The following is a 12,653-nucleotide window of genomic DNA, read 5'->3' on the forward strand; positions in this document are numbered from 1 at the left end:
TCAATGAGAATTTTAATTATACTATCTATTATACTATGCTCATTATTCGCAAGAGCTGATCTTGAATATGTTGATAATGACATATATAACTATAATGGTGGAAGAAATGAAAACGGTTGCTTAGAAGTTTACGATCCATACGAAAAATTTAACCGTAAAGTGTTTGCATTTAATTCTGTACTAGATTATATAATATTGCGTCCTTTAGCGATAGGTTATAAGAATATCACGAATGATTACGTAAAAGCACGTGTTAATAGTTTCGTCAGTAATGTTGATACACCGCTTACGGCGGTAAATTACGGGCTTCAGTTAAATTACGATAAAACTATGAAAAGCGTTTGGCGGTTTCTCATTAACATGACGCTTGGCATAGGAGGTTTATTTGACGTAGCAGGTAAAGTAGGTTTGCCGTCTGATCGTCAAACTTTCGGTAGTACCCTCGCACATTATGGAGTTGCCCCAGGTCCTTATTTAGTATTGCCGATAATCGGTAGTACTAACGCAAGAGATATGACGGATTCGGTAATTACTAATTATGCTCTTAATCCATTAATGTACTACACTCATAATGATTTTGACTTAGGAGTACTAGCAGTTAGTAAAATAAACGATCGATATGTTGTATTACCGTTTAGTGATTATGTGATGAAGAATTCTACCGATCCTTATGTGGCTATTAGATCAGCATTACATCGTGCTCGTGAAGCATCGGTTCAATATCCTGAAAATTTTAAATGTCCTAAACCCAAGAATTAATTAAATTAACGAGGATTTATATGCAAAAAATTATTACAGGTTTATTTTTATTAGTTATGACGTTTTCCGCTTATTCTAGCGAGAAAGTGCCTGCTGGTTTGAATGATTACGTTACTAATTTAGTAAATGAAGCTTCTAGTATATTAAACGATAGTAAGCTATCTGAGCGAGTAAAAATTGCTAAAGCACGTGAGTTAATGTCTCAAAACCTAGATTTTGATTGGATGGCTAAATATACATTAGGCAGAAATGGGATAAAAACTTTATCAGGTGGGCAGGTTCAGGAATTCATCAAAGTTTACTCTAAATATGTTACTAAATCTTATACTGATTTAATAAAAGATTATAAAGGTGAACAGCCTAAAATAGTAGGAGTTCGTCCTTTAAGCTCGACCGATTTTATGGTTGCTATGAATATCGTTAGTAATAAAGAGCAAGACCCTATTAAAGTAGAATATCTTGTACGTGAAATGAAAGGGAACGGAAAAGATGTTTTTAAAGTTTCTGATATAATTACGGAAGGTGTAAGTCTTATTGGGGCTCAACAAGACGAGTTTACCGATACTTTAAAAAATCAAGGCTTTGAGGCACTAATACAAAAATTAGAAAGTCGTTCTTAAAGTTGCTGTCATACCGTGGCTTGACCACGGTATCTAGGAAACAATAAAAATACTAATAATATTATTATTTTTAACTGGATTCCCGCTTTCGCGGGAATGACCATCGAGATCTTTTAAAAAACTGTCCGGTACTATGGGTCAAGCCACAGGACTCAAGCACTTTAAAACATTATCTCCATGAAGATCTTAGCAGGCAGTAGTAATAAGTTACTTGCATCTCGTTTAGCTATAGCATTAAATATATTGAGCCAAAAATTATCTATTTCAATGATTCCGAAATAAAAGTAGAAATTCAAGAATCATTTCATAATGAAGATGTAATCATAGTACAATCCACATCAAAGCCCGTTAATGTGATCGCTTAATTGAGCTGTTCTTGCTAGTAGATGCAGCAAAAAAAGCGGTAGCAAATCGAATAATTTTAGTAATGCCTTATTTCGGTTATGCAAGGCAAGATAATATAAATTCTCAAAATATAATTCCTGCTAAGTTAATAGCAGATTTTTTAGAGAAACTCGAAGTAACCCATCAAAGCCCGTTAATGTGATCGCTTAATTGAGCTGTTCTTGCTAGTAGATGCAGCAAAAAAAGCGGTAGCAAATCGAATAATTTTAGTAATGCCTTATTTCGGTTATGCAAGGCAAGATAATATAAATTCTCAAAATATAATTCCTGCTAAGTTAATAGCAGATTTTTTAGAGAAACTCGAAGTAACCCATGTAATTACTATTGATTTACATTCCGATAAAATAGAGAAATTTTTTAATATTCCTGTTTCTAATCTTGAACCTATAAATTTATATATCCCGTTTTTAAGAACTTATAGCAATTTCGTTATAGTTGCACCTGATAAAGGAAGTATCAATCGAGTTCAAAAAATTAGTAATTTATTAAATATAGATTCAGCTTATATAAACAAAGAAAGGGATATAAATAATAATTGCGAGATGATATCAATAATATGTAGTGTAGAGGGCAAAAATTGCATATTAATTGATGATATTATAGATAGCGGTGAAACAATCGTAAAAGCAGCAAGATTTTTAAAAGAACATTCGGCTTTATCGGTTAGTGCTTTTATAACTCATGCTCTGCTTGCTGCCGGTTCTAAAGATAAAATTGAAAATTCGGTAATAGATAATATTTTTATTACAGACACCATAGAAACAAGTGACTTATCTCCAAAATTTCATATAATACCGGTAATGTCAATTATCGTAAAAGAGTTAAGAAATATACTATGAGCTTGTGTACTCTAGAAATAAATCTATCTGCAATAAAAAATAATTATCTTTTATTACAAGATATTTGCAAAACCTCATTAGTTGGTGCTGCCGTTAAAGCTAACGGTTACGGTCTTGGAGCAGTGCAAATTTCTAAAGCTTTAATAGAAGAAAATTGTAGGCATTTTTTTGTGGCCTCAAGTGAAGAAGGAGTGAATTTACGCAAAGCTTTAGGGTTAGATGTTAATATTTTAGTTCTTAACGGCGTTTTTGAACATGATGCTTTAGAGCTTATAGAATATAATTTAACGCCTGTTCTAAATAACTTAAAACAAATAGAGATTTGGCAAAAATTTAGTAATTTGAAAAACCAATTATTGCCTTGTTATTTACATTTCAATACGGGGATTAATCGCCTTGGATTAACTCATAATGAAATAGAGCAGTTAATTAATAATCGTGATTTATTAAAAGGGCTAGATTTACAATATATTATAAGCCATCTAGCTATATCCGAGGAAATAGATAATCCTTATAATCTAGAGCAATTAAACAGATTTAAAACTTATTTACAATATTTCCCAAACGTTAAAGCAAGTCTTGCTAATTCCGGCGGCATATTTTTAGGTCAGGATTACCATTTTGATTTAGCAAGACCAGGGGCTGCTTTATACGGGCTTAATTCTTTAATAGACCTCTCGCATAACCTATCTTATAAAGAGGAATTTGAAGGAAACACGGAACGCAGCACCGCAGCGTACAAAAAAGTACGTGAGGATGCGAGTACCGGATTGACGTACAAATTACCTTTAGAAGGGGGTTATGCGAGAGGTCTACAGAATCCTGTAACCTTAAAAGCCCCTATAATTCATTTACAGAATTTGACACTAGATAGCCATATCGGTTATAATATGACTTTTACAACTAAGCGTGATAGTGTTATTGCAACGTTACCGCTTGGTTATGCCGATGGGTTTAATCGTAATTTTAGCAATCAAGGCGAAGTATTTATTAATGGTCGCAGCGTTCCTATAGTAGGGCGAATATCGATGGATTTGATAAATATCGATGTTACCGATCTACCACCGCTTGATATTTTTCTAGGGCAGGAAGCGGAAATTATCGGAAATTATTGCACGCCCGATAAAATAGCGAGTATTATAGGTACTATAGGGTATGAGGTATTGACTAGTCTCGGTAGTAGGTATAAAAGAATTTATAAGTAATCGTCATGAGCTAAGCAATTGAAAGCCTTGTTGCATGGATCGAAAAACCTACTCTATGTCATTCCCGCGTGGCATTGTTACGTGGACCTGTAAACGCTCTTTATGTCATTCCCGCGAAAGCGGGAATCCAGTAAAACCGACAAAAAACTTGTTTTTTTAGGTTTATTTTTTAAATAAATAACTCCCATATCGATATTTGAAGTTATTTTTCTGGATCCCCGCCTACGCGGGGATGACATTGAGTAAGTTTTACCGATCCACGCAGCAATGCCTGTTCATGACGATTTAGATAATAATTACAAAACAAAAAAATATACACAAATGTTATTAAATATAGCTAATTCGGTCGGTAAACGTACTATAAAGTTTGCACAAAGTGTAGGTAGTTTTTCTCTATTTAGCTTTGCTGCCGTTAGCAGTATAATAAGACCGCCTTTATATTTGAGTTTAATCATCAGACAATTATTATTTATCGGGTTTCACTCGCTTCCGGTTGTTGCGATGACGACTTTTTTCTCAGGTGCGGTACTCGCATTACAGAGCTATACAGGCTTTTCTCGTTTCTCGGTTGAAAGTTCCATTGCAACGGTAGTAGTATTATCGCTGACTAGAGAGCTTGGACCTGTCTTAGCCGGACTAATGGTAGCGGGAAGAGTCGGGGCATCAATTGCCGCCGAAATAGCTACGATGAGAGTAACGGAGCAGGTAGATGCTTTATATACTTTATCTACCGATCCTATTAAATATTTAGTTTTTCCAAGAGTAATAGCAGCTATTATTACAATGCCTTGTCTTGTTTTAATCGGTGATATAATTGGTGTTATGGGCGGTTATTTGGTTGGTGTGTATAAGCTTGATTTTAATAGTGCAGCTTATTTAACCAGTACTTTTCAGTATTTAGAACCGATTGACGTAATTTCCGGTCTTGTTAAAGCGGGAGTTTTTGGGTTTATTATTTCTATAATAAGTTGCTATAGCGGCTATTATTCAGGTAAAGGGGCTAAGGGAGTGGGAAGAGCTACTACCTCGGCAGTAGTAAATTCTTCTATCCTTATCTTAATCAGTAATTATTTAATAACCGAATTATTTTTTAAAGTATAAATATGAGTACAAAGGAAGAATTTAAAATTAAAATTCGGTCATTATATAAATCATTTGCTAATCATAAGGTGTTAGACGGAATAGATTTGGATGTAAAAAAGGGCAGTTCATTAGTTATTTTAGGCGGTTCCGGTAGTGGCAAATCGGTTCTAATTAAAAATATAGTAGGACTGATTAAACCTGATAAAGGTAAAATTTATATTGATAATGTAGAAATCCAAGATATCTCAAGTAAACAAAAATTTGAGATTATGGACGGTATAGGCTTTTTATTTCAAAGCGGAGCATTATTTGACTCCTTAAATATACGTGATAATATTACTTTCGAGACTAAAAAATTATCTAAGAAAGAAAAAAACGACCTTGCCGGTGCAAAGCTGAATTCCGTTGGCTTATCTCCTAGAATACTTGATCTTTACCCTTCCGAATTATCGGGAGGAATGCAAAAAAGAGTAGCACTTGCTAGGGCTATTTGTAGTACACCGTCGATTTTATTTCTTGATGAACCGACCACAGGGCTTGATCCTATAATGGCAAATGTTATCAACGAATTAATTATAAAAATCCAAGAAGAGTTAGGGGCAACTACGATTACTATAACTCATGATATGATTAGTGCCGAAAAAATAGCTAAAGAAGTAGCTATGATTTATCAAGGAAAAATTAAATGGTACGGTAGTAAAGATGAAATGCGTAATAGTGATAATCCTTATTTAAAACAATTTATAAATGGATTAACTACCGGTCCTATAGAGGTATAAAATGTTTAAGAACTTATTATGTATAATAATATTTCTAGGTATAAACCTAAATGTTTATGCTATAAACTCTAGCTCTTATACGACAGATGATATAATAAAAATAGTAATTATTCTTGGAATAGTTATTTTAATTTTTAGTCCTGCAAAATTCCGTATAATCGTTATCGGTACTATGTTAGGTTTGGCTTGTGCCTATTTCACATATAAATACATCGTACCTATCTTTATTTCTTCACTAAACGGACCGTAAATGATTGCCAATATCTCTTGTTCACTTTAATAATACCTAAAAGTTAATTAAATAACCCTTGATTTAATTAAAAGTTGTAATTATACTTATACCTGCCTAATTAATATATAGGAGGTATAAATATGTCTGGGCATAAGAAAGATTTTTTAAAATCACCCTCAGCAATTACTGCTGCAAGAAGAGGGCCTGCGGTAGAAAAGGTAATACAAGCTGCTCCTGTAGTAGTACAGCATGTACAGAAATGCGAAGCGATGCAAGTTGCAAACGATCCGTATTATCAACATATGCCTAAAAACAACGCTGCGGCAGCAACAATATATGCAGCAAAAATGGGCGGAGAAAATCACGATATAAGTGGTTGTGAAATCTCATAACTAGAGTTAAGCGGTAAGGAGTAAATATTACTCCTTATTATTATATTTAATTACTGGTTTAATTTTTATTTCAGAAATTAAATAAATAAACATGAGTATTATATAATATAACATAGCAAATATAATAAATGTTATAAAAAAAGAAATAAAATAAATATATTTTGTATTAGAAAAAGTTTTAAAGAAGTTAAAGTTATAAAAAAGAATATTGCTTATAGTTAAGGTAATAAATGCAAAAATTTTTTGTTTAATAATCCATTTGTCAGTATTATTGTATAATAATAAATTTAATAATACGGCTAAAATTATTAAATTTATTATCATGAATGATTTTCCTCCACAAAATAGCGAAGTCCAATAAAATACATTAATTAAATTTTGTATTTTCCACATAAAGCTTAGTACAAACTATTAGTTTAATCTAAATAACAATATAATAATTAGATAAAGCTAAGCAAATATAAAGTATATTTAAATGTTGATAAATAAAAAACGGTACCGTAAATGATTAGCTCTTGACACTAGGGTAGGATTACTTTATATTTTTTATCTATTGTATATTTATAAGTTTTAAGGTATTTAGCTTATGTCACGTAAGTGCGAACTCACAGGTGTGGGTGTTTTATACGGCAATAACGTATCACATTCTCAACGTAAAACTAGAAGACGTTTCGAGCCTAATTTAAGGTCAGTTAAGTTTACAAGTGATATAACGACCGGAGAGTATAGGTTATCGGTTAATGCTAGATGTATTAGTTCAGTGGAAAAAGCCGGCGGTTTTGATGCATATATTCTAAAAGCCGATGATAATGTTTTATCAAGTAACGCTAGAGCTATTAAGAAAAAAATAATTCAGACTAAAACGGCAAAATCATTATGAAAAGCGGTATACATCCAGAATATAAAAAGTTTTTGATTAAAGTAGGAAGCGATGTTTTTGAAACAATGTCTACTCATCCTACAGGTGAAATTTTAATGGATGTTGATTTTAGAAAGCATCCGGCATGGAATAAAGATTCCGGAAACGTAGTAAATCAATCGAACAAAAGTGTTAGTGATTTCAATAAAAGATTCTCAGGTCTTTCTTTCGGTGGTAAGAAAGAAGCTAGTTAAGCTTTGTTTGTGGATACCCAAGTCGTCTGAGCTACGGAAATTGCATAGCAATTGTACGTCCGCAATCTCAGGAGTTTATTATTATTTCATGAGATTGCCACGCAGCCTACGGCTGTTCGCAATGACTACTCGGTATCTATGCAAGAATGACACTAGCAATATTCGCATAGTATTGGACTAAATCACAATATAACACAGATAAATCGTCAATTCTCAATTATTGCGGGGTGGAGCAGCTCGGTAGCTCGTCAGGCTCATAACCTGAAGGTCGTTGGTTCAAATCCAGCCCCCGCTACCATATTTTTTTTAATGTCATTCTAACCCATTTATAGCGTTATTGTATGGTTCATTTTATGTCATTGCGAGAAGGCATTGACTGCGTGGACCGGTTTTTTTGTCATTGCGAGGAAATTTACAATGGTAAATTGACGAAGCAATCTCAGGAGTTTTTTATTATTTCATGAGATTGCCACGCAGTCTACGACTGCTCGCAATGACGACTCGGTATTCACGTAGGCAAAGGCCTTCAATCGCTCGTAATGACGATTTGGTATCCATGCAACAACGCCGGACAAGCCACGGGATGACACAGAGGTGAAATTGATCCATGCAACAAAACCTACAAATTTATCAAATCTAAAAAACTATGACTAATAATGAGAAAGCGATAAATAATAAAAAATTAACTGATAGTATAAAGCTTTTTCGTCATCAAGCTAAATTTGTAGCTGGTGCTATGAATATAAATCAAATCCCCAATTTTTCATTACCGGAAATTGCTTTTGTCGGTAAGTCAAATGTCGGCAAGTCAAGCCTAATAAATACGATATGTAATAATAAAAATCTTGCTAAAGTTTCTAATACTCCTGGACGTACTAGGCAAATCAATTTTTTTAACCTTGCAGATAAACTTATTATAGTTGACCTTCCCGGTTATGGTTTTGCTAATGTTCCTATATCAGTCAAAGAACAGTGGGAAGTGTTAATTAGTTATTATTTACGAAATAGTTATAATTTAAGGTTAGTTAACTTATTGATTGATTCAAGAAGAGGTATAAAAGAAAACGATAAGAAAGTAGCAGAGCTATTACTTGCAAATAAAAGAGAATTTCAAATTATTTTCACAAAATCCGATAAAGTTACGGATCGTAAAAACCTTAACGATGAAGCACAGAATTTTCTTGCAACTTTAAACTACTCATGTAATGTTATGTATGTAAGTAGTAGGAGTAAAGAAGGTGCAAGAGAACTTAAAGCTAGTTTGGCAAAATGCATCAAACCTCAAAGGTAAAGAGGTAGATAGTATTTCTTCATTAAATAACATTGCTATAATTAAGAATATAATAAAGTGTAGTAGTGAGCTGAAGAATCAAGCAATAGTTCTAAAATTACCTGCTACTATTATTATTGACAATAAATTATTTACGGCTTTTATTGAATCTGTTAGATTGCTTGAGATGTGCGGTGCTAAAATATATATAGTACATGATCATATTGATTTACGAAGTTCGTCTTTAATATCACAAATAGATGAAAATTTTAGTCAGAAAATTAGTAAAATAAGCGACTATAGTTCTCTAAATAATCCTATTATTATGGAAATTTTATCTAGTTACGTTAACAAGCTTATAGTAACAAAGTTAAGTAGTATAGGTTGTTATGCAGTTGGTATTTTAGGTAAGGATGCTAATTTACTGCAAGCAAAAAAGTCAAAATTATCTCACCGAAAAATTGTAAATCATGATGTTATAAATGTGATAGCACCATTTGCTAATGATGATCAGGAAAAAACGCATTTATTAAATGTTAACTTAACGGTAGCAACAATTGCTTCTGCATTAAGTGAGGAACATTTAATATTGCCATATGAGATATTACAGGTATCCGAGACATTTCCGTATAATATAAAAATACGAGATATTAACTTATTGAAATCAATGTTAGATGATAGTAATAATTTCATCGAAGAAGAATTAATTAAGATAGCAGTTAATGCACTTGAAAATAATAACGGTTACGTACATTTTGTGAATAGTGAAGTACCGAATTCAATATTGTCAACTATGTTTGATATTAATATAAATTAATAGAGGTTTTTTATGGCAGGAGCATTAGCATCCGATCTTTTATTTGTAGGGTTAACTAGACCGCCGATGATATTTGGAGTAAGTATTAAGTTTGCTGCATTAAATATGATAATGACGATGATAGTATTTATTTGGAATAACGGCATTATGATTTTATTCATTGCAGCTGCTTTGCATTTGGTAGCTTATATTATATGTTTTAAAGAACCGAGATTCATAGAGCTATATTTAAATAAAATGTCAAGAACTAGCCAATGTCCTAATAAATTTTACTACGGAGCAAATTCGTATAATATTTGAGTTTTATGTCATTCTCGCGTGGATGCTAAACCTACTCGATGTCATCCTCGCGCAGGCGGGGATCCAGAAAAAAGGTATAAATACAGCAAATTTTTGAAATTAAAAGTTCGATTTATCTCGCTTTATGCTGGATTCCCGCTTTCGCGGGAATGACATAAAGAGCATTTACCGGTCTACGCAACAAGTCCTTGCGAGCAGCCGTAGGCTGACAGTATAAAATTTCTGAGATTGCCGAGTCGAGGCTTCGCCTCTTCTCGCAATGACAAAATAAATTAAAATAGTTAAATCAGGTGAGGTAATGAAGTTATTTAGAACTAGAGCAGCTAAAGAATTAAGGTCTAAACAAGAAAGACCAACTTCGCATTTTATTCCTTATAAATGTCATTGGGATAGTAATACTATTTTAACAAAAGATAATTCTTTATTACAAGTTATTAAAATAAACGGATTTTCTTTTGAAACTGCTGATGATGAAGATTTAGACATTAAAAAGAATATCAGAAATGCCTTACTTAAAAATATGGCTTCGGGAAATATCGTTATGTATTTCCATACTATTAGAAGACGTAAAGCAGTAATATTTGACGATACGGAATTTACTTATGATCCTACCGTAAAAGTCCCTAATGATTTTATTACTTATTTAGGTGCAGAATGGCGTAAGAAACATGCGGGTGCTAGGTCATTTTTTAACGAATTATATGTTAGTATTTTATATAAGCCTGATACCGGGGGTGCTGCTATAGTTGAGTATTTTCTAAAGAAGCTTAGACAAAAATCTAATAAAACCGCTTGGGAAAATGACATGAAAGAGATGAAAGAAAATCTTCAAGAAATGTCAACTAGAGTGGTTAATACATTCAGAAGTTACGGAGCAAGATTACTTGGAGTTCGTCAAACGCAGTCAGGTAGTTATTGTGAAATTTTAGAATTCCTTTCATCTTTAATCAATTGCGGCGATTCACCAGGCCCTATAGCATTACCGCGTGGTACTATTGACGAATATTTACCGACTCATCGCTTATTTTTTGATTCTCGTACTATTGAAGCAAGAAGTCCGCTTGGCAAAAAATATGCCGGAATGATTAGTATACTTGAATACGGGCCTAATACTTCGGCAGGAATTTTTGACGGATTTCTGCAAATGCCTTTTGAATTTGTCATGACTCAAAGCTTTGTCTTTGCTAATAGAACCGTAGCGATCGGTAAAATGCAATTACAGCAAAATAGAATGATACAATCCGGTGATAAAGCTACTTCGCAAATTGCTGAAATTAATACGGCCCTTGATATGGCCACTAGCGGTGATATCGGTTTCGGTGAGCATCATTTATCGCTTTTATGTTCTGCGAATAATATTAAAGCTTTGGAAGATATATTATCAATGGCAGCAGTTGAGCTTTCTAATTCAGGAATTCAGCCGGTTAGAGAAAAAGTTAACATGGAACCTAGCTATTGGGGACAGTTGCCGGGAAATATGGATTATATAGTACGTAAATCCACTATAAATACTCTTAATATGGCTAGCTTTGCCTCACAACATAATTATCCGCTCGGTAAAATTAGAGATAACCATTGGGGAGAATATGTCACAGTACTTGATACTACTTCAGGTACGCCGTTTTATTTTAATTTCCATGTAAGGGATGTTGGACATACTCTAATTATCGGTCCAACTGGTGCCGGTAAAACAGTTCTTATGAATTTCTTATGTGCGGAAGCACAAAAATTCAAACCTCGTATGTTCTTTTTTGATAAAGATCGAGGAGCAGAAATATTTATACGTGCTTTAAACGGAGTTTATACGGTAATTGATCCGGGATTAAAATGTAATTTTAATCCCTTGCAGCTTGAAGATACTAGTGAGAATAGAACATTTATTTTAGAGTGGCTTCGTGTACTTGTAACTTCTAACGGTGAAAGTTTAACTGCACAAGATAATAAAATCTTATCTCAAGCAGTAAGTGGTAATTTTAGATTAGAGAAAAAAGACAGAAGGCTTAGTAATGTTATAGCATTTCTTGGTATTGATACACCAAATAGTTTGGCAAGTAGGATTGCAATGTGGGTTGGTAAAGGTTCACATGCTAAGATATTTGACAATGAAGTAGATGATATTGATTTACAAAAAGCAAGGGTATTCGGTTTTGATATGACTGAATTACTTAAAGACCCTGTAAGCCTTGCACCGGTATTGTTATATATTTTCCATCGCATTAATATCTCTTTAGATGGGCAGAAAACTATGATAGTACTTGATGAAGCATGGGCTTTAATCGATAATCCGGTATTTGCACCTAAGATCAAAGATTGGTTAAAAGTGTTGAGAAAATTAAATACTTTTGTTATATTTGCTACGCAGAGTGTTGAAGATGCCGCAAAAAGTAGAATTAGTGATACGTTGATTCAACAAACAGCTACGCAGATTTTTTTACCTAATTTGAAAGCTACGGATATTTATCGTAGTGCATTTATGTTAAGTCAGCGAGAATATATTTTAATTAAAACTACCGACCCTACTACACGTTATTTTTTAATAAAACAAGGAATAGATGCCGTAGTTGCTAAAGTTAACTTAGACGGTATGAATAATATAATTAGTGTTTTATCCGGCAGAGTTGAGACTGTAATATTGCTCGATCAAATTAGAGAGAAATACGGCAATGATCCGGATAAGTGGTTACCTATATTTTATGAAGCAGTTAAAACATTATAGATTTAATGGATACCGAGTCGTCATTGCGAGCAGTCGTAGACTGCGTGGCAATCCAGAAAAAGTAATAAAAAAATTCTGTAAATTAGAATTTTTTACTGGATTGCTTCGTCAAAATTTTCAATT

At 33.2% G+C, this 12,653-nt stretch carries 17 protein-coding genes and 1 tRNA gene; all 18 read left to right on the forward strand.

Annotated features, from left to right (window positions below; genetic code table 11):
- Positions 1-3: 3 nt before the first annotated feature.
- The 18 genes from BN1174_RS04570 (at position 4) to BN1174_RS04650 (ending at position 12,530) form a co-directional block, all read left to right on the forward strand.
- Positions 4-759 carry an MlaA family lipoprotein gene (locus tag BN1174_RS04570; RefSeq protein ID WP_040256859.1) on the forward strand — a complete coding sequence of 252 codons (756 nt, stop codon included), beginning with the start codon at positions 4-6 and terminating at the stop codon, positions 757-759.
- A 20-nt stretch (positions 760-779) separates the two neighbouring features.
- Positions 780-1,379: an MlaC/ttg2D family ABC transporter substrate-binding protein gene (locus BN1174_RS04575; protein ID WP_011270432.1), complete on the forward strand. Its 600-nt coding sequence runs from the start codon at positions 780-782 to the stop codon at positions 1,377-1,379.
- A 278-nt stretch (positions 1,380-1,657) separates the two neighbouring features.
- Positions 1,658-1,744, forward strand: coding sequence for a hypothetical protein (locus BN1174_RS12295; RefSeq protein ID WP_269379106.1), 87 nt, complete (start codon positions 1,658-1,660; stop codon positions 1,742-1,744).
- Positions 1,744-1,926, forward strand: coding sequence for a ribose-phosphate pyrophosphokinase-like domain-containing protein (locus tag BN1174_RS12300; protein WP_408005891.1), 183 nt, complete (start codon positions 1,744-1,746; stop codon positions 1,924-1,926). Before BN1174_RS12295 ends, BN1174_RS12300 begins: the two co-directional genes overlap by 1 nt.
- A gap of 19 nt (positions 1,927-1,945) precedes the next feature.
- Positions 1,946-2,623, forward strand: coding sequence for a ribose-phosphate diphosphokinase (locus BN1174_RS11750; protein ID WP_082022294.1), 678 nt, complete (start codon positions 1,946-1,948; stop codon positions 2,621-2,623).
- Entirely contained in the window at positions 2,620-3,828 is a 1,209-nt protein-coding gene (locus BN1174_RS04590) for an alanine racemase (protein WP_040256861.1), read from the forward strand. The genes BN1174_RS11750 and BN1174_RS04590 overlap by 4 nt, the downstream gene beginning before the upstream one ends.
- Positions 3,829-4,149: 321 nt before the next feature.
- On the forward strand, positions 4,150-4,929 hold the full coding sequence (locus tag BN1174_RS04595) for an MlaE family ABC transporter permease (protein ID WP_040258033.1): 780 nt from the start codon (positions 4,150-4,152) through the stop codon (positions 4,927-4,929).
- Positions 4,930-4,931: 2 nt separating this feature from the next.
- Positions 4,932-5,690, forward strand: a complete 759-nt coding sequence (locus tag BN1174_RS04600) for an ABC transporter ATP-binding protein (RefSeq protein ID WP_040256863.1) — start codon at positions 4,932-4,934, stop codon at positions 5,688-5,690.
- Position 5,691: 1 nt separating this feature from the next.
- On the forward strand, positions 5,692-5,940 hold the full coding sequence (locus BN1174_RS04605; protein ID WP_040256865.1) for a DUF5510 family protein: 249 nt from the start codon (positions 5,692-5,694) through the stop codon (positions 5,938-5,940).
- A gap of 122 nt (positions 5,941-6,062) precedes the next feature.
- A complete protein-coding gene (locus BN1174_RS04610) occupies positions 6,063-6,314 on the forward strand; it encodes a hypothetical protein (protein ID WP_040256868.1) in 252 nt (83 codons plus the stop codon).
- A gap of 586 nt (positions 6,315-6,900) precedes the next feature.
- Positions 6,901-7,194: a 50S ribosomal protein L28 gene (rpmB, locus tag BN1174_RS04620; protein ID WP_040256871.1), complete on the forward strand. Its 294-nt coding sequence runs from the start codon at positions 6,901-6,903 to the stop codon at positions 7,192-7,194.
- Positions 7,191-7,427, forward strand: a complete 237-nt coding sequence (rpmE, locus tag BN1174_RS04625) for a 50S ribosomal protein L31 (RefSeq protein WP_014412015.1) — start codon at positions 7,191-7,193, stop codon at positions 7,425-7,427. Before rpmB ends, rpmE begins: the two co-directional genes overlap by 4 nt.
- A 7-nt stretch (positions 7,428-7,434) precedes the next feature.
- Positions 7,435-7,608: a hypothetical protein gene (locus BN1174_RS09980; RefSeq protein ID WP_197062045.1), complete on the forward strand. Its 174-nt coding sequence runs from the start codon at positions 7,435-7,437 to the stop codon at positions 7,606-7,608.
- A gap of 40 nt (positions 7,609-7,648) precedes the next feature.
- Positions 7,649-7,725: transfer RNA gene (locus BN1174_RS04630), tRNA-Met, on the forward strand.
- Between the two features lie 348 nt (positions 7,726-8,073).
- Positions 8,074-8,718 (forward strand): ribosome biogenesis GTP-binding protein YihA/YsxC, encoded by a 645-nt coding sequence (gene yihA / locus BN1174_RS04635; RefSeq protein ID WP_040256875.1) that lies wholly within the window; start codon positions 8,074-8,076, stop codon positions 8,716-8,718.
- Positions 8,666-9,514 (forward strand): amino acid kinase family protein, encoded by an 849-nt coding sequence (locus tag BN1174_RS04640; protein ID WP_040256877.1) that lies wholly within the window; start codon positions 8,666-8,668, stop codon positions 9,512-9,514. The genes yihA and BN1174_RS04640 overlap by 53 nt, the downstream gene beginning before the upstream one ends.
- Before the next feature lie 12 nt (positions 9,515-9,526).
- Entirely contained in the window at positions 9,527-9,814 is a 288-nt protein-coding gene (locus BN1174_RS04645; protein ID WP_010976817.1) for a type IV secretion system protein VirB3, read from the forward strand.
- A 298-nt stretch (positions 9,815-10,112) separates the two neighbouring features.
- Complete coding sequence (locus BN1174_RS04650; protein WP_040256884.1) at positions 10,113-12,530, forward strand: VirB4 family type IV secretion/conjugal transfer ATPase; 2,418 nt, start codon at positions 10,113-10,115, stop codon at positions 12,528-12,530.
- Positions 12,531-12,653 lie beyond the last annotated feature (123 nt).

It is taken from the genome of Rickettsia hoogstraalii (assembly GCF_000825685.1).
Classification (GTDB): domain Bacteria; phylum Pseudomonadota; class Alphaproteobacteria; order Rickettsiales; family Rickettsiaceae; genus Rickettsia; species Rickettsia hoogstraalii.